The organism is Labrys monachus, assembly GCF_030814655.1.
GTDB lineage: Bacteria > Pseudomonadota > Alphaproteobacteria > Rhizobiales > Labraceae > Labrys > Labrys monacha.
This window is the reverse complement of sequence record NZ_JAUSVK010000001.1, coordinates 6108009-6130619: the sequence shown is the minus strand read 5'-3', so window position 1 is coordinate 6130619 and position 22611 is coordinate 6108009. Positions and strand designations below refer to the sequence as shown.

27 protein-coding genes and 1 tRNA gene are annotated in these 22611 nt (G+C 68.7%); 12 read left to right on the top strand and 16 right to left on the bottom strand.

All coding sequences use genetic code 11. The features are described 5' to 3' along the window. Positions 1 to 116: 116 nt before the first annotated feature. The 3 genes from J3R73_RS27995 (at position 117) to J3R73_RS27985 (ending at position 2043) form a co-directional block, all read left to right on the top strand. Positions 117 to 923 (top strand): HesA/MoeB/ThiF family protein, encoded by an 807-nt coding sequence (locus tag J3R73_RS27995; protein WP_307435093.1) that lies wholly within the window; start codon positions 117 to 119, stop codon positions 921 to 923. Positions 924 to 928: 5 nt separating this feature from the next. Further along, complete coding sequence (folB, locus tag J3R73_RS27990) at positions 929 to 1315, top strand: dihydroneopterin aldolase (protein ID WP_307437750.1); 387 nt, start codon at positions 929 to 931, stop codon at positions 1313 to 1315. Positions 1316 to 1536: 221 nt separating this feature from the next. After that, positions 1537 to 2043 carry a TIGR00645 family protein gene (locus J3R73_RS27985; protein ID WP_307435092.1) on the top strand — a complete coding sequence of 169 codons (507 nt, stop codon included), beginning with the start codon at positions 1537 to 1539 and terminating at the stop codon, positions 2041 to 2043. Positions 2044 to 2096: 53 nt separating this feature from the next. Here J3R73_RS27985 and J3R73_RS27980 read toward each other — a convergent pair whose 3' ends face one another. The 3 genes from J3R73_RS27980 to mepA all read right to left on the bottom strand — a co-directional run bounded on the left by J3R73_RS27980 (position 2097) and on the right by mepA (position 3844). Then, complete coding sequence (locus J3R73_RS27980) at positions 2097 to 2507, bottom strand: type II toxin-antitoxin system VapC family toxin (RefSeq protein WP_307435089.1); 411 nt, start codon at positions 2505 to 2507, stop codon at positions 2097 to 2099. Continuing rightward, entirely contained in the window at positions 2504 to 2761 is a 258-nt protein-coding gene (locus J3R73_RS27975) for a plasmid stabilization protein (protein ID WP_307435087.1), read from the bottom strand. Before J3R73_RS27975 ends, J3R73_RS27980 begins: the two co-directional genes overlap by 4 nt. Before the next feature lie 63 nt (positions 2762 to 2824). Continuing rightward, positions 2825 to 3844, bottom strand: a complete 1020-nt coding sequence (mepA, locus tag J3R73_RS27970; protein WP_307435086.1) for a penicillin-insensitive murein endopeptidase — start codon at positions 3842 to 3844, stop codon at positions 2825 to 2827. Positions 3845 to 4127: 283 nt separating this feature from the next. Here mepA and J3R73_RS27965 point away from each other — a divergent pair, with 283 nt between their 5' ends. Beyond that, positions 4128 to 4616, top strand: coding sequence for a L,D-transpeptidase (locus tag J3R73_RS27965; RefSeq protein ID WP_307435084.1), 489 nt, complete (start codon positions 4128 to 4130; stop codon positions 4614 to 4616). Positions 4617 to 4756: 140 nt separating this feature from the next. After that, a complete protein-coding gene (gene trxA / locus J3R73_RS27960; protein WP_307435082.1) occupies positions 4757 to 5089 on the top strand; it encodes a thioredoxin in 333 nt (110 codons plus the stop codon). 64 nt (positions 5090 to 5153) lie between these two features. On the opposite strand, the gene J3R73_RS27955 is transcribed toward trxA, so the two are convergent. The 6 genes from J3R73_RS27955 to aroA all read right to left on the bottom strand — a co-directional run bounded on the left by J3R73_RS27955 (position 5154) and on the right by aroA (position 10734). Further along, positions 5154 to 5483: a GlpM family protein gene (locus J3R73_RS27955; RefSeq protein WP_307435080.1), complete on the bottom strand. Its 330-nt coding sequence runs from the start codon at positions 5481 to 5483 to the stop codon at positions 5154 to 5156. Positions 5484 to 5490: 7 nt separating this feature from the next. Then, entirely contained in the window at positions 5491 to 6675 is a 1185-nt protein-coding gene (locus J3R73_RS27950; protein ID WP_307435078.1) for a mandelate racemase/muconate lactonizing enzyme family protein, read from the bottom strand. A 59-nt stretch (positions 6676 to 6734) separates the two neighbouring features. After that, positions 6735 to 7595: a c-type cytochrome gene (locus J3R73_RS27945; protein ID WP_307435076.1), complete on the bottom strand. Its 861-nt coding sequence runs from the start codon at positions 7593 to 7595 to the stop codon at positions 6735 to 6737. Positions 7596 to 7926: 331 nt separating this feature from the next. Next, entirely contained in the window at positions 7927 to 8580 is a 654-nt protein-coding gene (gene grpE, locus J3R73_RS27940) for a nucleotide exchange factor GrpE (protein WP_307435074.1), read from the bottom strand. Between the two features lie 187 nt (positions 8581 to 8767). Further along, positions 8768 to 9418 (bottom strand): (d)CMP kinase, encoded by a 651-nt coding sequence (cmk, locus tag J3R73_RS27935; RefSeq protein ID WP_307435073.1) that lies wholly within the window; start codon positions 9416 to 9418, stop codon positions 8768 to 8770. Continuing rightward, positions 9415 to 10734, bottom strand: coding sequence for a 3-phosphoshikimate 1-carboxyvinyltransferase (aroA, locus tag J3R73_RS27930; protein ID WP_307437746.1), 1320 nt, complete (start codon positions 10732 to 10734; stop codon positions 9415 to 9417). The genes cmk and aroA overlap by 4 nt, the downstream gene beginning before the upstream one ends. A 323-nt stretch (positions 10735 to 11057) precedes the next feature. On the opposite strand from aroA, the gene J3R73_RS27925 reads away from it, so the two are divergent. From J3R73_RS27925 to J3R73_RS27915, 3 genes are all read left to right on the top strand, one after another. Next, positions 11058 to 11456, top strand: a complete 399-nt coding sequence (locus J3R73_RS27925; RefSeq protein ID WP_307435071.1) for a TIGR02300 family protein — start codon at positions 11058 to 11060, stop codon at positions 11454 to 11456. 152 nt (positions 11457 to 11608) lie between these two features. Then, positions 11609 to 11684, top strand: a tRNA-Ala gene (locus J3R73_RS27920). A gap of 179 nt (positions 11685 to 11863) precedes the next feature. Beyond that, positions 11864 to 12277 (top strand): DUF2177 family protein, encoded by a 414-nt coding sequence (locus tag J3R73_RS27915; protein ID WP_307435070.1) that lies wholly within the window; start codon positions 11864 to 11866, stop codon positions 12275 to 12277. 169 nt (positions 12278 to 12446) lie between these two features. Here the strand turns inward: J3R73_RS27915 and J3R73_RS27910 are convergent, their stop codons facing one another. The 4 genes from J3R73_RS27910 to J3R73_RS27895 are packed head-to-tail and all read right to left on the bottom strand — an operon-like array spanning position 12447 to position 15561. Continuing rightward, positions 12447 to 13475 carry an SAM-dependent methyltransferase gene (locus J3R73_RS27910; protein ID WP_307435069.1) on the bottom strand — a complete coding sequence of 343 codons (1029 nt, stop codon included), beginning with the start codon at positions 13473 to 13475 and terminating at the stop codon, positions 12447 to 12449. Beyond that, complete coding sequence (locus J3R73_RS27905) at positions 13472 to 14314, bottom strand: DUF1295 domain-containing protein (RefSeq protein ID WP_370880027.1); 843 nt, start codon at positions 14312 to 14314, stop codon at positions 13472 to 13474. The genes J3R73_RS27910 and J3R73_RS27905 overlap by 4 nt, the downstream gene beginning before the upstream one ends. Positions 14315 to 14326: 12 nt before the next feature. After that, positions 14327 to 14989 carry a ChrR family anti-sigma-E factor gene (locus J3R73_RS27900; protein ID WP_307435068.1) on the bottom strand — a complete coding sequence of 221 codons (663 nt, stop codon included), beginning with the start codon at positions 14987 to 14989 and terminating at the stop codon, positions 14327 to 14329. Beyond that, a complete protein-coding gene (locus tag J3R73_RS27895; RefSeq protein WP_307435066.1) occupies positions 14986 to 15561 on the bottom strand; it encodes a sigma-70 family RNA polymerase sigma factor in 576 nt (191 codons plus the stop codon). The genes J3R73_RS27900 and J3R73_RS27895 overlap by 4 nt, the downstream gene beginning before the upstream one ends. Before the next feature lie 207 nt (positions 15562 to 15768). On the opposite strand from J3R73_RS27895, the gene J3R73_RS27890 reads away from it, so the two are divergent. Genes J3R73_RS27890 through J3R73_RS27875 form a run of 4 tightly spaced genes read left to right on the top strand, consistent with a single transcriptional unit; the run spans position 15769 to position 19601 of the window. Beyond that, the gene (locus tag J3R73_RS27890) at positions 15769 to 17130 is read left to right on the top strand and encodes an NAD(P)/FAD-dependent oxidoreductase (RefSeq protein WP_307435065.1); all 1362 of its coding nucleotides are present in this window, start codon (positions 15769 to 15771) and stop codon (positions 17128 to 17130) included. Then, complete coding sequence (locus tag J3R73_RS27885) at positions 17127 to 17924, top strand: DUF1365 domain-containing protein (RefSeq protein WP_307435063.1); 798 nt, start codon at positions 17127 to 17129, stop codon at positions 17922 to 17924. Before J3R73_RS27890 ends, J3R73_RS27885 begins: the two co-directional genes overlap by 4 nt. Continuing rightward, complete coding sequence (locus J3R73_RS27880) at positions 17917 to 19200, top strand: SAM-dependent methyltransferase (RefSeq protein WP_307435061.1); 1284 nt, start codon at positions 17917 to 17919, stop codon at positions 19198 to 19200. Before J3R73_RS27885 ends, J3R73_RS27880 begins: the two co-directional genes overlap by 8 nt. Next, complete coding sequence (locus J3R73_RS27875) at positions 19197 to 19601, top strand: DUF2147 domain-containing protein (RefSeq protein ID WP_307435059.1); 405 nt, start codon at positions 19197 to 19199, stop codon at positions 19599 to 19601. The genes J3R73_RS27880 and J3R73_RS27875 overlap by 4 nt, the downstream gene beginning before the upstream one ends. Before the next feature lie 27 nt (positions 19602 to 19628). Here the strand turns inward: J3R73_RS27875 and J3R73_RS27870 are convergent, their stop codons facing one another. The 3 genes from J3R73_RS27870 to J3R73_RS27860 all read right to left on the bottom strand — a co-directional run bounded on the left by J3R73_RS27870 (position 19629) and on the right by J3R73_RS27860 (position 22554). After that, on the bottom strand, positions 19629 to 20288 hold the full coding sequence (locus tag J3R73_RS27870) for a GntR family transcriptional regulator (RefSeq protein WP_307435057.1): 660 nt from the start codon (positions 20286 to 20288) through the stop codon (positions 19629 to 19631). 239 nt (positions 20289 to 20527) lie between these two features. Further along, a complete protein-coding gene (locus J3R73_RS27865) occupies positions 20528 to 21529 on the bottom strand; it encodes a 4-hydroxyproline epimerase (RefSeq protein WP_307437741.1) in 1002 nt (333 codons plus the stop codon). Positions 21530 to 21639: 110 nt separating this feature from the next. Beyond that, positions 21640 to 22554, bottom strand: a complete 915-nt coding sequence (locus tag J3R73_RS27860; protein ID WP_307435050.1) for a dihydrodipicolinate synthase family protein — start codon at positions 22552 to 22554, stop codon at positions 21640 to 21642. Positions 22555 to 22611: the final 57 nt, after the last annotated feature.

The window sequence follows — 22611 nt, the reverse complement described above, 5'->3', positions numbered from 1 at the left end:
GCCCGATTCTCGAGCGGCGATCATACTCGCTGGCGCCGAGAAGGCGAGCGCGCGCTCGCGAGCCGTTCTTGAAGCGATTGCGGAGGCCGGCCCCGGCCGGCTACACTGGCGCCATGATGTTTTCCTCCGAAGAACTGGAGCGCTACGCCCGCCACGTCGTCATGCACGAGGTCGGCGGCGCCGGCCAGCAGGCGCTGGCGCGGGCGCGCGTCCTCGTGATCGGCGCGGGCGGCCTCGGCGCGCCGGTCCTGCTCTATCTCGCGGCGGCCGGGGTCGGCACGCTCGGCATCGTCGACGACGACGTCGTCGCCCTTTCCAACCTGCAGCGCCAGGTCATCCATGCCACCGCCGATATCGGCCGGCCCAAGGTCGAGACCGCGGCCGAAGCGATCGCCCGCCTCAATCCGCATGTGCGGGTGGTCAGGCACGCCGTGCGGCTCGACGCGGACAATGCGGCCGGGCTGGTCGCCGGCTACGACCTCGTGCTCGACGGCTCCGACAATTTCGACACGCGCTATGCCGTCTCGGATGCCTGCTTCCACGCCCGCAAGCCGCTGATCGCCGGCGCGCTCGGGGTGTTCGACGCCATGCTGACGACGCTACGTCCCTTCGAGACGGATGCCAAGGGCAGGCCGAACCCGACATGGCGCTGCCTCTTCCCGCACAAGCCGCCGCCCGGCACCATCCCGAGCTGCGCGGAAGCCGGCGTCCTGGGAGCGCTCGCCGGCATCGCCGGCTCGATGATGGCGCTGGAGGCGATCCGCGAGATCGTCGGCTTCGGCACCGGACTGACCGGCCGCCTCGTCCATATCGATGCGCGCGACATGCGTTTCGTCGAAACCCTCTATGACTGGGACCCGGACAATCCGCTGAATGGCGAAGAGGCGCAAGCAAGGGGCGCGATGGCGATGGCACAAGAGTGACGGAGATGGCAGTCAGCGGCATGACCGAGATCGCCCCCCTCAGGACTTCCAGCCGCGTCTTCCTGCGCGCGCTCCAGCTCGATGCCCATATCGGCTATTACGCCCATGAGAAGGGCGTCCGGCAGCCGCTGGTCGCCGATGTCGAGCTCACGCTCGGCGTGCACGGCTTCGGCGGCGACGACATCCACGGCACCGTCGATTACGGCAGGATCGCGGAGGCCGCTCATGCGCTCGCCGACGAGCATGTCGACCTGATCGAGACCTTCGCCGAGCGCCTCGCCCAAAAATGCCTCGCCCTTCCGCTGGTCAGCGCGGTCAAGGTCCGCATCGAGAAGCCGCGCGCGGTGCCCGGCGCGATGGCGGGCGTCGAGATCGTGCGGGTGAAGGGGTAGCCGGCGCGGACGTCCGGTCAGCCAAGGTGCCGGTCAGGGGACCGGCACACCGGTGGGCGGGTCCCCTGACCGGCCGCTCGTCTTCCTCGGCCGGCCTATCCCGCCCGGGCAAAGGTTGCGTCGCCGGGCCGCGGCGTATTACAAATTGGAAAGCCGGGTTTTCACGGCGCGGCCGGCTCTCTACCTTGCGGCGAATCGTCAACGGGACTGGGAAAGCCACGATGGACAAATGGATCGAAAGAGGGCTCGTCGCCTCGCGCTGGATCATGGCGCCCTTCTATATCGGGCTGATGGTCTCGCTGCTGGTGGTCCTGCTGAAATTCGGCCAGGAACTCGTCCACTACATCGAGAATGCGGTGGCCCTCACCGGCGAGGAGACCGTGACCGGCGCGCTGGAGATGGTCGATCTCGCATTGCTCGGCAGCCTGATCCTGATCGTCATCTTCTCGGGCTACGAGAATTTCGTCTCCCGCATCGACGGCGCCGACCATGTCAACTGGCCGTCCTGGATGACCAAGGTCGATTTCGCCGGCCTCAAGCTGAAGCTGCTCGCCTCCATCGTGCTGATCTCGGCCATCCAGCTCCTCAAGGGCTTCATGCAGATCGAGAAGCTGACCGACCGCGACCTCTATTGGCTCGTCGGCATCCACATCGTCTTCATGCTGTCGAGCGTGCTGCTGGCGCTGTCGGACTGGCTGCAGGCCAAAGCGGGGCATGGCGAGGAATAGGCCGTGCCCCGTTTCGGGTACATACGCCACCGCGTGCCGAGGGCGCCTGCGCATCAGCCCCAGGGATTGATCGTCCGGACGCTGCATGGCGCGAAATGCGCGATGTTTCGCGTGGCGAGCGGATAATCGTGGCGCAAGGCAATGGAAGCGATCATGCCATCCAGGGCATCCAGCGTTTCGCCTTTCCGACGCGCCGCACCCATCACGTGGCCATAGATCAAGGCGGCTTCTTCATCGAAGCCATAGATCCGCCCGGCAAAGCGCCTGCGCCACTCGTCCAGGCTGGACTGCAGCCGAGGCGAACGTTCATCGTGCCGGATTTTCTCGATGCCGTAGGCGATCTCGGCGATAACGATGGCGGGCACGGCGACGAGGTGGTCGTTGGCGATCAGCCAATGGATCACTGCCGGTGCCGGTCTGGGGCGCATTGTCTCCGCCAGCACGTTGGTGTCGATGAAAATCACAGATCGATGCCATGATGAGGCTGGCGATCCGCTCGAGCGAGCGCCTCGATATCGATGTCCTTCTCTGCCGCGGCGTTCCGCGACAGACGCGCGTAAAATTCCGACGCAGGTTCCTCGCCGATGCTCTGACGGGCGTAGAGATCCAGTGCCCGCTCCACGATATGAGCTATCGATCGCCGCTCGCGCGCCGCCAAGCGATGCGCCAGCTCACTCGCCCGTGCCGAACGCACGGATAATTGTCGCTCTGCAGCCATCGTCGCTACTCCTGCTCTCCCACCCTATATGGCGCGACGGCTCAAGATGGCAAGATGTCCGGCTTATGGCACCGCGAGGACCTGGCGGCAGGCCGCCGGCAGCTCGGACATCGTGATCTGATGGGGCGGTGGCGGCGGCTTCGTCGGCGGCTTGGGATGCAGCACCGCGTCCGAGAACCAGTAGTCGAGCTCCTTGCCGCAGCCTTCCCCCGGCGGGGGCGGCACCTGCGGTGTGCAGAGGCGACTGCCCTTGGGGCACAGCAGGCGGACATGGAAATGATAGTCGTGCCCGTACATCGGCCGGACCTTGGCGAGCCATGAACGGTCGCCCGTCGCATCGCGGCACATCGCCTTCTTGACGGCGGGGTTGACGAAGATGCGCTCGACGGCCGGATCCTCCGCGGCCGCCTCCACCACCGCCATGTTGGACGGCTTCCACGAGTCGTTGACGTCGAGGCGGTCGCTGCGGACCATCACGATCGCGCTCATCGTCTCGCGCTCCTGCGCCGACAGCACGTGATCGGGCATCGGCCGGTACCAGATGTCGGCGTCGAGCCCGATCTGGTGGGAGGCGTGGCCGGTGATCATCGGGCCGCCCCGGGGCTGGGCCATGTCACCGACCAGGAGACCCCGCACGCCCGCGACCTGCGGCACGCGGTTGGCCAGCCGCTTGAGGAAGGCGACGATCGCCGGGTTGCCCCAGTTGCGGTTGCGCGACAGCCGCATCACCTGCCAGGTCGGCCCGGTGATCGGCAGCCTCACCCCGTCCGCCAGGCAGCCCCGGGCATAGAAGCCGATCGAGCCCAGCCCGAGGGCGGCGGGCGCCGCCTTCCGGCCGAAGAGCTGCTTGGCGGGCGTCGCCGGCGTGACGTCGGCCAGCGGCGCCAGCCTGAAGCCAGGCGGGGTGACGTCCTGCGCCGCCGCGGGGGCGGCGGCCAGCAGCGCCGCCACGGCCAGGATGAACGGGGCTGGAGCAAATCGCGCTTTCGCCGACCCGCCCTTGGTCGCCGACGTCCCGGCTTGGCGCGTTTTCTCGATCGAAGGGTCTCTCGGCTCTTCCGGAAAACGCTTGAGGACGTGCATGACCGCTCCGCATCGTGATTCGCTGTCCCGATCCTAGCCTGTCCCGGCGCGACGCGGCAGCCGTCCTTCGAACGTGATTCGAAACGGGATTCGCGCGGCCTGAAGGCCGAAACGAAAGCTAAACCATGATGATTCATGGTTCGTCCCATGGTGATTTTTCGACGCGCGCGACGCCCCTGTGCCAATGCGCATGGAGGGGCGGGCGGGCGAATGCGAAGGGAACGTCACCCGATCGACCCGCTGGCCATGGGGACCCGCGCGTGATCATTCCGAGGGGCTTGCCATGTGTTCCTTTCATTCCGCGTCTTCCTTCCGCAGCGGATGCGCCCGCCTGGCGCATGCCTTCACCCTGCGCTGGACCATGCTGCTGCTGGCGCTCTGCGCCGGCGTCCTGCTCCAGGCGGCGCCGGCCGCGGCCGACGTCATCGCCAAGGTCGACGTCGCCTCGCAGAGCATGACGGTGATCGTCGACGGGGCGGTGCAGGCCGTGTGGTCGGTCTCCACGGCGCGCAACGGCTATTACACGCCGCGCGGGGTCTACCGCGCCCAGGCGCTGCAGCGGATGCACTATTCGAAGAAATACCACAATTCGCCGATGCCCTTCTCGGTGTTCTTCAAGGGCGGCTATGCGGTGCACGGCACGTCCTATGTCCGCCAGCTCGGCAAGGCCGCTTCGCATGGCTGCGTGCGCCTCGCGCCCCAGAATGCCGCGGCGCTCTACCAGCTGATCCGCCAGCATGGCATCGCCGAGGCGCGCATCATCATCAGCTGAGGCCGCCCAATCCCGCATGGCTGGCGTGCCGGCATCGCCTGGAGGGGCGGACCCGCCTTGACGTGGCGCAAGCGCGTTCATAGCTTTGTGCCATGAGACCTGTAGCGGCAATCCAGCCGCGCGCTGTGGAGAATTTCGAGATGGGTGCCAACACGATCAAGGTCACGGATGCGTCCTTCCAGGCCGACGTCCTCAATTCGGCCGAGCCGGTCGTCGTCGATTTCTGGGCCGAGTGGTGCGGTCCCTGCCGCATGATCGCGCCGGCGCTCGACGAGATCGCCACCGAGATGGCGGGCAAGGTCAAGATCGCCAAGGTCAATGTCGATGAGAACCCGCAGATCGCGAGCCAGTTCCGCATCCAGTCGATCCCGATGCTGATGATGTTCAAGGGCGGCAAGCTGACGGCCCAGAAGACCGGCGCGGCCCCCAAGGGCGAGCTCTCGCGCTGGATCTCGGCCTCGTCCGCGGCCTGAGGCATCCGCATTCGCGGATGTGATGTCTTCGCGCTTTCGGAAGGCGGCCCCTGGGCCGCCTTTGTCATGTCTGCGTGAGCAGGAGCATCGCCAGCGCGATCGCGAGCCAGGCCAGCAGCCCGAGGCCGATGGCGAGGCGGTAGTCGAGCCTGCCGATGGCGAGAGCGCAGACGGCGAGGAAGGCGAGATAGGCCGGGATCGTCTTCGCGCCGGCGAGGCACGCTTGCCGGAAGCCGCCGGCATCGCCCCGTGCCCCGATGACGGCAAGCGCGACGACTGCAAAGGTCGGGAACAGAGGCAGGATGCCCGGCAGGACATTGCCGCGCTTCGACAGGAAGACGATCAAAGCGGTGATCGCGCCGCCGGCCGCCCCCTTCCACGCGATCTCCAGCATCGCGGCCTCAGCTCAGCGGCAGGCGGCGGAAGACGCCCGGCCGGTCGGGGTCGTGATATTTGTCATAGGGGCCCTGGTCGAGGAAGAGGCGGTGGCAGTGGCGCAGCCTGTCCGGCGACAGCGTCACGCCGAGCCCCGGGCCTTCGGGCACCATGACCAAATTGTCGCGCGGACGGAACGGCCCTTCCTCGATCACGTCGAGCGGCTGCATGCGGAAGAGCGACTGGTTGGGCTCCCGGATGTGCTGCATGGCGGCGCACAGATGCAGGTAGGCCGCGCTGCCGATGCCCGAATCGCCCGAATAGCACCAGAAGTCGAGGCCCATCTGCTCGCAGGCGCCGACGAAGCGCAGCGTCCGCCCGATGCCGCCATGGGTGGCGATGTCGGTGACGACCGCGTCGGGCACGCCGAGGTCGACCGCCTGGCGCAGGTCGAGGCTGTGGACGGAGAACGGGATGGCGGTGTGCTCGCGCAGCTGCTTCAATTCGTAGAGCGAGCCGCAGGGATCCTCCCAGTTGCGGATGTCGAGCGGCTCGATGGCGCGGGCGATGCGCCGGGCGGTGGCGAGACCATAGGCCATGTTCGAATCGATGCGCAGCATGGCGTCCGGGCCGAGCGTCTCGCGCAGGCATTCCAGCATGCGGATGCTCGGGCCCGGCTCCGCCGTGTAGAACTTGCCCTCGAAGAAGGTGGTGCCCCACGTTTCCTTGAGGCCGAGGCAGTAATCGGCGACTTCCTCGGGCGTCGTCTCGCCGCCGAAGGCGCCTTCCCGGCCGCGGAAGCTGAAATAGTCGGTGACGGGAATGGCCTTGCGGACCGCGCCGCCGAGCAGGTCGTAGAGAGGCCGATTCCACAGCTTGCCGCGCAGGTCCCACAGCGCCATCTCGATGCCGCCGAAGGCGCGGACGAGCCCGTAGTCGATGTTGTTGGAAACCCCCTGCCAGCTCGGCACGCAGACCTGCTCGGCGCCGGCGATGTCGATGGGATCACGGCCGACGAGGCGCGGGGCGAGCCGTGTCTCGATGATGGCGGCATGGGCATGAGACGGCGCTTCGCCCACGCCGGTGAGGCCCTCGTCGGTCTCGACCTCGACGATGGCCTTGGAAAAGCCCGCCAGCGAGCCATAGGACCACAGATAGGGGGCCTCGAGCGGAATATTGACGGGCGTGGCCCGGATTGCGGTGATCTTCATCTCGTTCCCCTCGCCGTCTTGTACAGGCAGCGGACGGCAAAGGGAAAGAGCCTCGGCGGCTACTGAGCCGGCTTCAGCGTCCGCAGGAAGGCGACGAGAGCCCCGGCATCGTCGTCGCTGATGTTGCGGTACCAGCCGAACGCCATCAGCGGAACGATATGGCTGCCATTGGGCCGGATGCCGGTCCGGATCGCCGCCTTCAGCCCGTCGTCGCTCCAGGCAGCGATGCCGTTGGCGTTCGCCGGCGTGAGGTTGGAGGAGGCGATCAGGCCGCCGCCCGGCGCGCCGAACTCGTTGCCACCGGCCCCGAGGCGGGCCATGTCGTTGCGCCCCTGGACGAGGGGCGTATGGCAGTCCATGCAATGGCCGAGGCCGGTGGCCAGATAATGGCCATAGGCGACCTTGTCCGTCTTCGGCACCTCGGGAACGGCGACCACCGGCGGCCCGTAGGCGGCGGGCAGCGGGATGCGGTAGACCGACTTCTCCACCTTGTTCGAGATCGGCTTGACCTGGCGCAGATAGGCGACGAGCGCGTTCACGTCGGCATCCGACATGCCGCGATAGAAGGCGATCGGCATGGGCGGGCCGATGATCGAGCCGTCCGGCCGCTTGCCGTTGCGGACCGCCTCGACGATCTGCGCATCGGTCCAGCGCCCGATGCCGGTGTCGGGATCCGGCGTGATGTTCGGGACGACCGCATGGAAGACCGGCGCATCGATCACGAAGCCGCCCGACAATTCCCTATCCGCGATCGGCTTGCCCTCCGGCCCCTTGGGCGTATGGCAATTGCCGCATGCGACGATGCCGTTCATCAAATAGCTGCCGCGCTCCAGCAGGGCGTCGGCCTGCGCCGACGCGGGCGCGATGACGCCGGCTGCCATGCAGGCCAGCACCGCCAGCGAATAGAATGTCCGTCTCATACTGCTTCGAGCCTCCCCAAACCCAACGGCAGCATAATTGAAAGACGTATCGCAGGCGAGTCTGCGGGGGCGGCCCCAATGAAAAACTCTGCTCCGGCTGCGGTCTTCTTGAGCCGCTGCCTTTCGAAGAGCAGGTTTATTGCGGCGCCCACGCCTGTTGATATCTTCGCGCGTCGCGCAAGCAAGGGAATGGCGGCGGACGGAAGGCTGCAGGCAATGCCGGGGAGGGCGAAAGCATATCTGTCGCGCGGGAGGATCTAAATAAGGGAACAGCGAATATTTCCGGTTGCGCCGGAAATATTCGCTGCCGAAAAACGGCGGAAATGCGGTCCTATCCCTGCTTCTCGGCTTCCGGCGCCGCTGCCTTGGGGCCGCCGCGGGCGACGCCGACCATGGCCGGCCGCAACACGCGCGAGCCGATGCTGTAGCCGACCTGCACGACCTGGGCGACCGTGCCGTTCGGCACCGAGGGATCGGGCACCTCGAACATCGCCTGGTGGAAATTCGGGTCGAAGCGCTCGCCCTTGGGATCGATCTTCTTGACGCCGTGCTTCTCGAGCGCGCGCAGCATCTCGCGTTCCGTCAGCTCGGCGCCTTCCACCAGCGCCTTGATCGTCGCATCGCCGGTCGCGCGGGCTTCGGCCGGGATGGTGGCGAGCGCCCGGCCCATATTGTCGGCGACGCCGAGCATGTCGCCGGCGAATTTGGCGATGGCGTAGAGCCGGGTGTCGTTGACTTCGCGCTCGCCGCGGCGGCGGACGTTCTCGACCTCGGCCAGCGTGCGCAGCAGGCGGTCCTTCAGCTCGGCATTTTCGGCCTGGAGCTTGGTCAGCACCTCGAAGGCGCCGTCATTGGCGCCCACATCCGCCTTCGCGTCGGAGGAAGGGTTGTTTCCCGCCGCGGCCCGGGCCTCGGCCGATGCCGTGGCCTCCGCCTCGATCGCGGCGTCGGCAGCTTCGGCATGGGGAGTGGTCTTGTTGGTCATGGCTTTCCGTTCCAAAATTCGTTCGGGGCGGATATCAGCCTCATCGGCAGTGAAATCAAGCCTGAGCGGCCTTCGATCACCGGCACCAGCACGATTTTGCCGTTTTCAAAGCCGCCCGAGGGCGGCCGGACCCTTCCCGATGGCGGCGGATTCGGCAAGGCCCGTCGCGGAAAGATACCGCGCCGGCTCAGGACGAGGCGTTCCTCGCGCCCGCGCCGCGGCTCGCGCCGGTCACCAGGGCCAGCGCGACGTCGAAGGCGCCGTCGGCGTCGAGGGCGGTGGTGTCGAGGATATGCGCGTCGGGCGCCGGCTTGAGCGGCGCGTCGGCCCGGCCCGCGTCGCGGATGTCGCGCTTGCGGATGTCGGCCAGCACATCCTCGAAGGAAGGAGCGTCGCCGCGCCTTTCGAGCTCCAGATGGCGCCGCCGGGCGCGGATGTCCGGCGCGGCGGTGACGAAGATCTTCATTTCGGCGCCGGGCGCGATCACCGTGCCGATGTCGCGCCCGTCGAGCACGGCGCCACCGCGCTGATGGGCGAAGCGGCGCTGCAGGTCGAGCAGCGCCTTGCGCACCTTGGGATGCGCGGCGACCACGGAGGCGGCCTCGCCCATCTCCCGGCCGCGCAGCCGCGCCTCATCGAGCTCGGCGACGTCGAGCTGCTCGGCGATGTCGGCGGTGGCATCGGCGTCGTCGAGATCCAGGCCCCGGTCGAGCGCGATCCGCCCGACGGCGCGATAGAGCAGCCCGGTATCGAGATGCGGCAGGCCGAAATGCGCGGCGAGGCGCCTGGCCAGCGTGCCCTTTCCCGAGGCGGCCGGCCCGTCGATCGCGATGATCATGCGAATTCGGCGCCCAGGCCGCGCATCATCGGCACGAAGACGGGAAAGCTGGTGGCGATGAAGCCGGTGTCGTCGACGGTGACGGGTTTGTCCGAGGCCAGGCCCATCACCAGGAAGGCCATGGCGATGCGGTGGTCCATATGGGTGGCGACGAGGCCGCCGCCCTTCGCCCGTTCCGTGCCGGCGACGATGAGGTCGTTGCCCTCGATGCGGTGGTCGACGCCGTTGGCGGCGAGTCCGGCGGCGACGGCGGCGAGCCGGTCGCTTTCCTTCACCCGCAATTCGTCGAGGCCGTTCATGCGGGTCTCGCCGCTGGCGAATGCGGCCGCCACCGCCAGCACCGGATATTCGTCGATCATCGACGGGGCCCGTTCGGCCGGCACGTCGACGCCCTTCAGGGCCGAGTGGCGCACGCGCAGGTCGGCGACGTCCTCGCCCCCCTCGACGCGGCGGTCGAGCTCGACGATGTCGGCGCCCATCTCCTTCAGCGTGGTGATCAGGCCGATGCGCAGCGGGTTCATCATCACCCCTTCGATGACGATGTCCGATCCGGGCACGATCAGCGCAGCCACCAGCGGGAAGGCGGCGGAGGACGGGTCGGCCGGGACGACGATGGGGGAGGGCCTCAGTTCGGGGCGGCCCTGCAGCACGATCCGGCGGCCATGGTCGCCATGCGGGGTGACGGTGACCTCGGCGCCGAAATGGGCGAGCATGCGCTCGGTATGGTCGCGCGTCGCTTCCGCCTCGATCACCGTGGTCCGGCCCGGCGCGTTGATGCCGGCGAGCAGCACGGCGGACTTGACCTGCGCCGAGGCGACGGGCGTCTCATAGGTGATGGGGACCGGATCGGCGGCGCCGCGCAGGACGAGCGGCAGCCGGCCGCCTTCGGCGCTGGAGACGATCTCGGCGCCCATGCGCAGCAGCGGCGTCAGCACGCGCATCATCGGCCGCTTGCGCAGCGAGGCGTCGCCGTCGAAGGAGGCGGTGATGCCGTGCCCGGCGACCACGCCCATCATCAGGCGGGCGCCGGTGCCGGCATTGCCGAAATCGAGCGCGCTCTCGGGCGACAGCAGGCCGCCGACGCCGACGCCGCGGATGCGCCAGGCGCCCTCGCCGACGCGCTCGATGGTGGCGCCGAGCTTACGGCAGGCCTCGGCCGTCGCCAGCACGTCGGCCCCTTCGAGCAGGCCCTCGACCGTGGTCTCGCCGACGCTGAGCAGGCCGAAGATCATCGAGCGATGCGAGATCGACTTGTCGCCGGGCACGCGGACCCGGCCCGCGAGGCCCCGGCTGCGGCTTGCGGACAGGGGCACGATCTGATCGGGGGAGGCGGACACGGGCGGACTCCGGCAGGCTTGGACAGCAGGTATGGACGGCGGCTTTGCGGCGTCGGGCTTCGACTTCGCGGGGCGCTTAGCATGGATGGGCGTGATGACAAAGAAAGAAGCGCCGCGCGGTGGGCGGGCGCCGGGCGGCCGGGATTTCGCCGCCGCGATTCCGCCGCGCCCTGTGGGCAGCGCGACATTTTGCTTGACCTCTTGCCAAATGATGAGGGGCCCCCATCTTGCGAATCTCATTGACACCGGGCCGTTCTCTCTGTAGCGGCCTCGCACTCCGAATTCGACATAAGGTTTACGCCGTGGCCAGACCTGAACTTGGCACTAAGCGCGTCTGTCCGACGACGGGGCGCAAATTCTACGATCTCAACAAGGATCCGATCATCTCGCCCTATACGGGGCAGGTGGTGACGATCGCCGCGCCGCTTCTGCGCAACGCCCGCCCCGACGCCATCGCGCCCCGCGCCGTGCCGGTCGAGAGCGAGGTCGAACTCGATCCGGTGGCCGATGCCGAACTCATCAGCCTGGAAGAGGCCGATGACGAGGCGGGTGCCACCAAGGTGGCGGCGGTCGACGACGACATCGACGTCGAGGACGATGCGGCGCCCGGCGACGATACCTTCCTCGAGGAAGACGAGGACGAGAGCGACGACGTCATCGATCTGATCGGCGACGGCATCGAGGACGACGAGGAGCCGTGATCGGCCGGGCGGCGACGCCCTTCCGATTTTTTCGAAATTTTCTTCATCGAAATGTCTTGCGTCGGGCCGCGATCCGTGACAGATGAGCGGCCCGTCGGCGGTGACGCCGAACGGTTCGAAGGCGACAATCCCAAGCGTCGCCTTTCAGGAGTGGGGTCATAGCTCAGCTGGGAGAGCGCTTGGATGGCATTCAAGAGGTCGACGGTTCGATCCCGTCTGGCTCCACCAAACTCCTTCTTCGTCAATTCGTCCGTATCGACAAAAGCCGCCGTCAGGGTTCGTTCCCGGGCGGCTTTGCCGTTTCCCCCGGCGAACGCCGGCCGGCATCGGCGCGGGCCGGGTCCGGATTGATCCGCCCGCCGGCCGGTTCCGTATCACCGGGCAGGACAATCGAGCGGAGCGGGTTCATGGCGAGGTTTCTGGCGGCCTATGCGGGGGCGGCGCTGTGCCTTCTCGGCCTCGACCTGGTCTGGCTGACCCAGATGACGTCGCTCCTCTATCGCCCCTTCCTCGGCCCTCTCATGGCCGACCGGGTGTCGCCGGCGCCGGCCGTGCTGTTCTACGCGCTCTATCTGGTCGGAGTGGTGCAACTGGCCGTCGCCGTCTCCGGCCATTGGCGCGAGGCCGTGCTGCGCGGCGCCCTGCTCGGGCTCGTCGCCTATGGCACCTACGACCTCACCAACCATGCGACGCTGAAGGGCTGGCCGGCGGTGCTGACCCTCGCCGACATGGCGTGGGGCACCGTGCTGACGGCCTGCGCCGCCGGCATCGGCTATGCCGCAGCGTCGAGGCTGGGCCGCAGCCCATATGCGCTAACTTAACTTAGGCGGGTGCAACGCTCGGGTCTCCCTTCCCCCTTGCGGGGAAGGGGAAGGGATGGGGGTCGAGACATAGTCTCGACCGATGAGATTGTTGTCCTGACCCCCACCCTTCTATTCCCTCCCCGCAAGGGGGAGGGAGGGCCCAAACGTCACGTTTAACAATCTAAAGTTAGCGCATATGGGGCCGCAGCCGGTAGTGGCTGACGCCCCATTCGGTGCCGCCGCGATTGCCGAACAGGCCGGCGGTGGCGAGGAAGAACAGCCGCCAGCGCCGGCGCCACAGCGCCGCCTCGGTGCCGTAGACCGCCGCCAGGATGCGATCGATCTGCCGGCCGTTGGCGTCGAAATTGGCGAGCCAGTCGAGCGCCGTCCGCTCGTAATTGCGCCCGCTCCAGCGCCACGCCTCGTCGAGGACGAAGAGATCGCCGAACTGGCGGATGAGATCGTGGCTCGGCATGATGCCGCCGGTGAAGAAATGCTGGGCGATCCAGTCGGCCTTGTCGGCATGGTCGAAGCGGTAGGGCTGGCTGCGATGGCTGAAGACGTGCAGGAACAGGCTGCCGCCGGGCTCGAGCCAGCTGCGCACGCGCGTGAGCAGGTCCCGCCAATTGGTCATGTGCTCGAACATCTCCACCGACACCACGCGGTCGAACCGGCCGGCCGGCGCGAAGACGTTCATGTCGGCGGTGATCACCTTCAGATTGGCGAGGCGGCGGGTGGCGGCCCGGCTCTGGATGAAGGCGCGCTGGCTGGCGGAGTTCGACACGCAGGTGATCCTGGCGGCCGGAAAGCGCGCGGCCATGGCGAGGCTGAGCGAACCCCAGCCGCAGCCGAGTTCGAGGATCGCCTGCCCGTCCCGCAGGTCCGCATGATCCATGGTGCGCGCGAGCGCGTGCTCCTCGGCCTCGGCGAGCGTGCCGGCGCCCTCGTCATAGAGGCAGCAGGAATATTTGCGGTTCGGCCCGAGCACGAGGCCGAAGAAGTCTGCAGGGATCTCGTAATGCTGGGCGTTGGCGTCCTCGGCATGCAGGGCGATGGGATGCGTCGCCATCATGCCGGCAAAGGCGGCGTCGGCGCAGGGCAGGCGCGCGAGCTGCCGGCGCGTGCGCCCGACCAGGAACTGCACGCCGCCGCGGGTCATCCAGTCCGGCAGGGATGTGCGCTCGATCATGCCGATGGCCGATGCGACGAGAGTCACGGGGCGGTCTCCTTCGAAGGCGGGCCGGGGAAGAAGGCGTTCACCCGGGCCTGGTAGGCCCGGTAGGCATCGCCGCGCGAACGCAGCATATGCGCTTCGAGCGGCGGGATGCCGGAGACGTGCACCAGCAGCCAGTACATGAAGACCGGCCCCGTCAGCGCGAGCCAGCCCCACGGATAGGCGCCCGACAGGTCGAGGGCGATGACGGGATAGGCGATCCAGCCGAGCCACTGGAAGAAATAGTTCGGATGGCGCGACAGCCCCCACAGCCCGGTGTCGCACACCCGTCCTTCACCGCCGGGATCGGCGCGGAAGCGCACGAGCTGGGCGTCGGCGACGCCTTCGCCGACGATGGCGATCACCAGCACCGCGAGGCCGAGGGCGTCGCTCCAGCGCAGGTGCGGAACGGGATCGTGGGCGGCGGCGAGCACGGTCAGGGCGAGGAAGAGGCCGCAGACCGCCTGCAGCTGCAGGAACCAGAACAGCCGGCGGGCAAAGGCGTCCCCCCATTCGAGGGCGAACTGGCGGTAGCGCGGGTCCTCGCCGCCGGAGAGCGTGCGCTTGAGGATGTGGACGCCGAGGCGCAGCGCCCAGGCGACCGCCAGCGCCGCGACGAGGCCCTGGCGGAACGGGTGCGGCGCGTCGCCGAGCGGCGCGAGGGCGAGGAAGGCGCCGGCTGCGCCCAGCCCGAAGGTCCAGGCGACGTCGGCCCATCCCGACTTGCCCGTCCGGCGCTGCGCCAGCCAGGCGGCCGCCATCGCAACGCAGAAGAACACCGCCATGGCGGCGACCGAGAGGAGCAGGGGCCCGGCCTCGATGGTGGCTGCAGCGATGGGCATCGTCCCTCCCGGTCAGATGTCGATGAAGCGCTGGATCAGCCGGCCGCTCCAATGGGTCGGGCTGGTGCGGCCGTCGATGGCGATGAGGCAGATGCATCCCGCCTCCGGATCGGCCTGCGGCTGGTGCTCGTCGTCCGGCATGGCCTGTGCGCAGTCGCCCGTGCCATAGCGCTCGTCGCCGTCGATCAGCGTCCCGGCCAGCATCTGGGTGAGCTCGACGCCCCGATGGCCGTGCATCGGTACCGCCACGCCCGGGGCGGCCTTGAGCAGGAAGCCGCGCACCGGGGCGCGCCACAGGCCTTCGATCCGGCTGATGCGGATGCCGGGGGCGACCCATCGCCAGGGCCCGACGGTCTCGTCCCTCAGCGCGGCCGGCATCGCGATGCCCGGCGGCAGGAAGCCCGGCCCGGGATGGCGCGGTCGGGACGCCGCGGCGCGCGGCGCCGCAGCGGCGCCGAGGGTGGCCAGCGCGCGGTCGCGGGCGTCGGCAGCCATCGCCGCCGGCGCCCCGTCTTCGAGCAGGATGCCGCCGACCGCCTCGAAGCGGCCGGCGAGATGCCGGCAGGCCGCGCATCCCTCGATATGCGCGGCGACGACGAGGCGCAGCGCCGGCGCGAGCGTGCCGGCTGCGAAGGCCAGCAGCAGGTCGTCTTGCGGATGATGGTGGATCGTCATGCCAGATCGTCCAGAAGCGCCCGCAGCCGTGCGAGGGCCAGCCTGATGCGCGATTTGACGGTGCCGAGGGGAATGCCGAGTTGCATCGCCACCTCCGAATGGGCGTGGCCCTGGAAGAAGGAGAGGTCGACGATACGGCTCTGCTCGGGCGAAAGCTTGGCGAGCGCGGTCCGGAGCTGCTTTTCCCGCTCGGCGGCGATCAGCAGCGCTTCGGCCGAGGGCAGCGGATCGGCTTCCTCGCTCGGCTCCGCCTCCCCTTCCGGCACGATCTGACCGCGGCGCTGGCGGTCGACGGCGAGATTGCGGGCGATCGTGAAGATCCAGGTGCTGGCATTGCCGCGGTCCGGCGCGAAGGTGCCGGCCTTGCGCCACAGGGTGAGCATGGTTTCCTGGGCGATTTCCTCGGCGGTCGTCGCATCGGTGCCCCGACGGATGAGGAAGCCCTTCACGCGCGGCGCGAAGTGATCGAACAGCGTGGCGAAGGCCTGGCGGTCCGCCCGCTCCGCGATGGCGACGACGAGCGCGTTGGCGGCCGTCCTCGCCTCGGGGGATGACGGGGAGGACCGCATCATCGCGCGCGATTTCTGCCGCGCTCCCGTCTCTCGTTCCTGGAGAGGCAGGGAGGCGGGAAGGGGACAGCGGGTCTGGGCCAGGGCACCATGCATGCTCCTCTTACGCAGGCTGCAGGGCCTTGGATCAGTGATCCACCCGCCTGCCGCCGACGTATCTCCCGCACGGGTCGCAAACGCCGGTTCACGGAAAGTCTCGACGGTGCAGGCATGAATGAAGTTGTACGACAAGGCGGCAGTTCCGGAAAGAAGCGTATCGCCGTCGTCGGTTCGGGCATTTCGGGCCTCTCCGCCGCCTGGCTCCTCGGCAAGCGCCATGACGTCACGCTGTTCGAGGCCTCGCCGCGGCCCGGCGGCCACAGCAATACCGTGCAGGTTGCCGGAGCGGACGGCACCGTTCCCGTCGATACCGGCTTCATCGTCTACAACGAGGCGACCTATCCCAATCTGACGGCTCTCTTCGCCCATCTCGGCGTCGCGACCATGCCGTCCGACATGTCCTTCGCCGTCTCGCTCGATTCCGGCCGGCTCGAATATGCCGGCACCGACCTGGCGGGCCTGTTCGCCCAGAGGCGCAATCTCGTCAGCCCGCGCTTCTGGTCGATGCTGCGCGATCTCCTGCGCTTCTACCGCGAGGCTCCCGGCCATGCGGCTATCGCCGGCGATCTCCCGCTTGGCGCCTATCTCGACCGCCACGGCTATGGGGCGGCGCTGCGGGAAGATCATCTTTATCCGATGGCGGCGGCGATCTGGTCGATTCCGGCAGCACGGGTGATGGACTATCCCGCCGCCGCCTTCATCCGCTTCTGCAGCAATCACGGGCTGCTCAAGGTCTCGGACAGGCCGGTCTGGCGGACGGTGGCGGGCGGCAGCCGGGTCTATGTCCGCGCGCTGCTGGACGATTTCCAGGGCAGGATCCGGCTCGGAACGCCGGTGCAGCGTGTCCGGCGCGTGTCCGGCCATGTCGTCGTCGAGCCCTGGGGCGCGGCGCCCGAGATGTTCGAGCACGTCGTGCTGGCGGCGCATGCCGATCAAAGCCTCGGGCTCCTGGCCGATCCGGACGAGGACGAGCGCGCGATGCTCGGCTGCTTCTCCTATGGGCGCAACGAGGCCGTCCTCCATCGCGACCCCGCCACGATGCCGAGACGGAGGAAGGTCTGGTCGAGCTGGAACTACCTCTCGCAGCGCGGCGAGGCGGACCGGCTCTCGGTGACCTACTGGATGAACCGCCTGCAGGGCATCGACGAGGCGATGCCGCTGTTCGTCACCCTGAATCCGACGGCCGCGATCGAGGCGGACAAGATAATTTGCCGGCAAATTTACGAGCACCCGATCTTCGATTGCCGCGCCATGGCGGCGCAGAAAACCTTGTGGCGCCTGCAGGGCCGCCGGCGCACCTGGTTCGCCGGCGCCTATTTTGGCGCTGGATTCCACGAGGACGGGCTGCAGGCCGGGCTCGCGGTGGCCGAAGCCCTCGGCGGCGCCCGTCGGCCCTGGCGGGTGGCGGAGGAATCCGGCCGCATCCATATCGACGCCCCGCCGCTGCCGTCGGCGGAAGAGGAGGCGGCATGAACAGGCCCGCATCGGCCCTTTATGACGGCTGGGTGAAGCATCGGCGGCTGCGTCCGGCCGTGCATCGCCTGCGCTACCGCGTCCTTTCCGTCCTGCTCGATCTCGACGAGATCGACGCGCTGGCGCGCTCCTCGCGCCTGTTCTCCCGCAACCGCTTCAATCTCTTCAGCTTCCACGATGCCGATTACGGCGACGGAACGGCGCCGGGCCTGCGGAGCCAGATCGCATCCCATCTCGCCGCGGCGGGCCTGGCGGATGCGGGCGGGGCGATCCGGGTATGGACCATGCCGCGCATCCTCGGCTGCGCCTTCAATCCGCTCAGCGTCTTCTTCTGCCACCGCGCGGACGGCACGCTGGCGGCGGTCCTCTACGAGGTCAACAACACGTTCGGCCAGCGCCACGCCTATCTCATTCCGGCCGCGCCGGAGGCGGGCGGCGTGGTGCGCCAAGCTGTCGCCAAGGACTTCTACGTCTCCCCCTTCATGGACATGGCGCTGGACTATGCCTTCCGCCTTTCGCTGCCGGCCCGGAGGCTGGCGCTGACGATCACGGTCGGGGACGGCGGCGGCCCGCTGCTGGTCGCGACCCACGCGGCGTCGCGGGTCGAATGGAGCGACGGCGCCCTGCTGCGTGCCTTCCTCGGCCATCCCCTCCAGATGGTCCGGGTTCTCGGCGGCATCCATTGGGAGGCCCTGCGCCTCTGGATCAAGGGCATGCGGACGAGGCCGCGTCCGCCCCCGCCGGCAAGCCCGGTGACGGCGGTCTCTCCAACCAGGCGGCATGATCATGGCTGACGCGACTTCGCAGATGACGGCACCGGCGGGGCCGGTCGGGACTATGGCTGGCGAGCAGGCCGTACGGGAAGGCGCGGGCCGGCGGGCGGCGATGCGCGGGCCGACGGCGTGGCTGTTCGGCCGCCTCCTCGCCTGCGTGGAGAGCGGTTCCCTCGTCGTGGTCCTGCCTGGCGGAAAGGCGATCGAGCACCGCACCGGCATCGACGGTCCGCAGGGCGTGCTGGTGGTGCATCGGCGCCGCGCGCTCCGCAGCCTGGCCTTCGGCGGCGATGTCGGCTTCGCCGAGGCCTATGTGCGCGGCGACTGGTCGAGCCCCGACCTCACGGCGCTGATCGAGCTCGTGGCCCGCAACGGCAGCGCCATCGTCGAGCGTCTGTCGGGCTGGGTCCCGAGCCGCCTCCTCAACCGGCTGAGCCACCTTGCCCGGGCCAATACCAGGACGGGCAGCCGCCGCAACATTGCCTTCCACTACGATCTCGGCAACGACTTCTACCGCCTGTGGCTGTGCCGCGACATGATCTATTCCTCGGCGATCTATGCGGAGCCGGCCGATACGCTCGAACGGGCGCAGCGCCGCAAGATCGATGCGATCGTGTCGGCGCTCCAGCCGCGTCCTGGCGACCGGGTGCTGGAGATCGGCTGCGGCTGGGGGGCCCTGGCGGCCCGGCTCGGCGGCGAGCGGGCGGCCGTGACGGCGGTAACGCTGTCGCCCGCCCAGCTTTCGATGGCGCGGGCGGTGGTGCGGCAGGCCGGCATCGCGGATCGGGTCGACCTGCGCCTGCAGGACTATCGCGAGATCGAGGGCCGCTATGACCGCATCGTGTCGATCGAGATGATCGAAGCGGTCGGCGAGCGCTTCCTGCCGGGTTATTTCCACGCGCTCGCCCGCCGGCTCGAGCCCGGCGGCCGCGCCGTCATCCAGGCGATCACCATCGCCGAGGAGCGTTTCGAGGGCTATCGGGCCCGGCCGGACTTCATCCAGCGCTCCATCTTTCCCGGCGGCTTCCTGCCGACCAAGGCCCTGATGCGCCGGCGGCTGGAGGAGGCGGGCCTTCGCCTCGTGGCGGCGGAGAATTTCGGCCACAGCTACGCCCGCACGCTGCACGACTGGCGGACGCGCTTCGAGGCGGCCTGGCCCGAGATCGAGAAGCTCGGCTACAGCGCCTCGTTCAGGCGGCTGTGGACCTATTATCTCAGCTATTGCGAGGCGGGCTTCCGCGCCGATGCGCTGGATGTCGGCCTCTATTCGATCGTCCACCGGGAGGCGGCATCATGAGGAAGCACCTGCCGATCCCCTGCCTGGCCGTTGCAGGCATGCTGTCGCTGTCCGGCGGGGCCGAGGCGCAGAGCGCCCAGGCCGGGCATCTCCGCGATGCGTTCGGCAACTGGTCGCGCGACGACGGGCAGGCGAAGGTGCGGATCGCGCCGTGCGGCAAGGCGGTGTGTGCGACCAACACCTGGATCCGCGACCGGGACAGCAGCGAGAAGGTGGGCGATCGGCTGGAAATGACGCTGAAGGCCACGGGCGCCGCGATGTGGGCCGGGCAGGCCTACGACCCGAAGCGAAGGATGACCTTTGCGATGACCATGACCCTGAGCGCCGGCAGGCTGCAGACCCGAGGCTGCATGCTCGGCGGCCTCCTCTGCCGCAATGTCGGCTGGACGCGGGTCCGATAGGACGGCCACCCGGTCCGGCGGCGGGCTTCACGCCGTCTCGGCCGCCTGGAACTGGTCGGTCAGATCGGCCAGCGTCGCCTCGATATGGGCCGTCGTCCTGGCGGCCGCGGCCGAGGCGTCGCCGGCGGCCCAGCTCTCGAACAGCGCCTCGTGCTCGGCCTCCGCGCGGGCATTGCGGCTCGACGGCTCCAGATGCTTGAACACGTAGCGCTCGGCAAGGACGTGCAGCCGCTCGACGATCTGCAGCGTCACCTGCCGGTCTCCGGGACGGATGAGCGACAAATGGAAGGCGCGGTTGCAGGCGCCGATCTCGGGCGTATGGCCGGCGATGGCGGCGTTCAGCGCATCGAGGGCCCTCCGCGCGCGGACGCGATCGTCCGAGCCCGCGCGGTCGCAGGCCCAGGCGACGGCGTCGGGCTCGATCCTGAGGCGCAGGCCGAAGACGTCATAGGCCTCCTCGGCCGAGAGGGGCGCGACGAAGAAGCCGCGATTGGCCTGCGAGACGATCAGGCCGTCCTGTTCCAGCCGCGCCAGCGCCTCGCGCACCGGGATCTTGCTGACGCCGAGCTCGGCGGCGAGGGCGTCCTGCCGGATCGAGGTGTCGGGCGCCAGGGTGCCGGCGATGATGCGGCTGCGCATGACGTCGACGATGCGTTCGGGCAGGGCTTTGCGGTCGATGAGGGGCATTGCGGGCCTGGGTGGGAGCGCTGGGTTTGCAGAATTTGGTGCGATTTTCCTTCTCCCGAGTGGGAGAAGGCGGCGCGTAGCGCCGGATGAGGGCCTGACGTCGACGATGCAAGCAGGTCTTTCGCGCTTCACCCGTCCCGGTTCAGTCCCTCATCCCCCTGCCGGGACCTTCTCCCGCTCGGGAGAAGGCAGCCGATCTAGTATTCCGGCGCATATGGACAGGATGTCCGCGCTCCCGCCTACACCACCTGGAAGCCTTCCCAGAAGGCGTCCTCGCGGTCGATCCAGATCGTGTTGAAGCCGGTGGCGATCGCCGAGCCGGTGATCGAGGGGATGATGGCGGGCTGGCCGGCGAGATTGGCCGCGCCCTCGACCTTGCCGACGAAGCGGCTGCCGATATAGCTCTCATGTACGAAGCTGTCGCCGGGCTTCAGGCGGCCCTTGGCGGCGAGATGGGCGAGGCGCGCCGAGGTGCCGGTGCCGCAGGGCGAGCGGTCGATGGCCTTGTCGCCGTAGAACACGGCGTTGCGGCCGTCGGCGCCGTCGCCGCGCGGCTTGTCGGCCCACAGCACATGGCTGACGCCGCGGATGGTGGCGTCGAGCGGGTGGACCGGCACGAATTTATCGGCGACCAGCCGGCGGATGGCGCCGCTGAGCGCGACGATCTGCGCCGCGCCGAGCGCGTCGAGGCCGCGATAGGCGCCTTGCGGCTCGACGATCGCGTAATAATTGCCGCCATAGGCGACGTCGACGGTGAGCGGTCCGAAGTCCGGCACCTCGATCTCGATGCCGCTGGCGGCGAGATAGGCGGGCACGTTGACGATGCGGACCGAGGTGACGCGGCCCTGCTCGACGGTATAGGCGATATCGATGACCCCAGCCGGCACCTCGACGCGCAGGCGGCCCGGGGTCGCCGGCTGGATCAGCCCGTGTTCCAGGCCGAAGGTGACGATGCCGATGGTGCCGTGGCCGCACATCGGCAGGCAGCCCGAGGTCTCGATGAAGAGGATGCCGATATCGGTGTCGGCTCGCGTCGGCGGGTAGAGGAAGCCGCCCGACATCATGTCGTGGCCGCGCGGCTCGAAGCAGAGGCCCGTGCGGATCCAGTCGAAGCGGGCGAGGAAATCCTGCCGCCGTTCCGACATGCTGGCGCCGCGCAGCAGCGGCGCCCCGCCGGCCACCAGGCGCACGGGATTGCCGGCCGTATGTCCGTCGATGCAGAAGAAGGTGTGTCTCATGATGTCGCCGGTTTCTGGTGGGTGGTATGCGTGGATCCGAAGGGGCGGGTCGGGACCCGCCCACCGGTGTGCCGGTCCCCGACCGGCACGGAAACGCCGCGGCCGGAGGAGCGTTACGCCGCCTTGTCGAGGGACAGGCTCGGGCGGGTGGCGGCGGCCTTCTCGACCATCGCGATGACCTCGGCGCGGCGGGCGCCGGTGAGCGGCCAGCGCGGCGGGCGCACCCGTTCGGAGCCGCGGCCCATGATCTGCTCGGCGAGCTTGATCGACTGCACGAGGTCGTGCTCGGCGTCGAGATGGAGCAGCGGCATGAACCAGCGATAGATGCGGCGCGCCATCTCCCAGTCGCCGCGGGCGGCCGCCTTGACGAGCTGCACCGATTCCTGCGGGAAGGCGCTGGTCAGGCCTGAGACCCAGCCCTTGGCGCCGAGCATCAGGCCTTCCAGCGCGACGTCGTCGAGGCCGGCGAAGAGCTCGAAGCGGTCGCCGAAAATGTTGATGAGGTCGGTGAAGCGGCGGGGGTCCGGCGCGCTCTCCTTGACGCAGACGATGTTGGGCACGTCCTCCAGCGCCCGCAGCACGTCGGCGCCGATGTTGACGCGATAGGCCGGCGGGTTGTTGTAGAGCATGATCGGCAGCGAGGTCGCCTCGGCGATCAGGCGGAAATGCGCCGTGAGTTCTTCGGGCTTGGGCACATAGACCATGGCGGGCAGCACCATCAGCCCGTCGGCGCCGAGCTTCTCGGCATCCCTCGCATAGGCGATGGCGCGGCGGGTATCGAGTTCTGAGACGCCGGTGACGACGGGGACGCGGCCCTGGACCGCCTCGACGGCGGCCTTGAGGACGAGGCGCTTCTCATCCGCCTCCAGCGAGTTGTTCTCGCCGCAGGTGCCGAGGACGATGAGGCCGTTGACACCATCCCGTACCAGTGCATCCTGAACGCGCTGCGTGGCGTCGACATCGATTGCGAGATCGGTGTCGAACTGCGTCGTCACCGCGGGAAACACTCCGTTCCAGTTCGTCTTCATCGTTGTTCTCCATTGTCCGCAGGAATCGTATACTATATACGATGACTCGGAATCAAG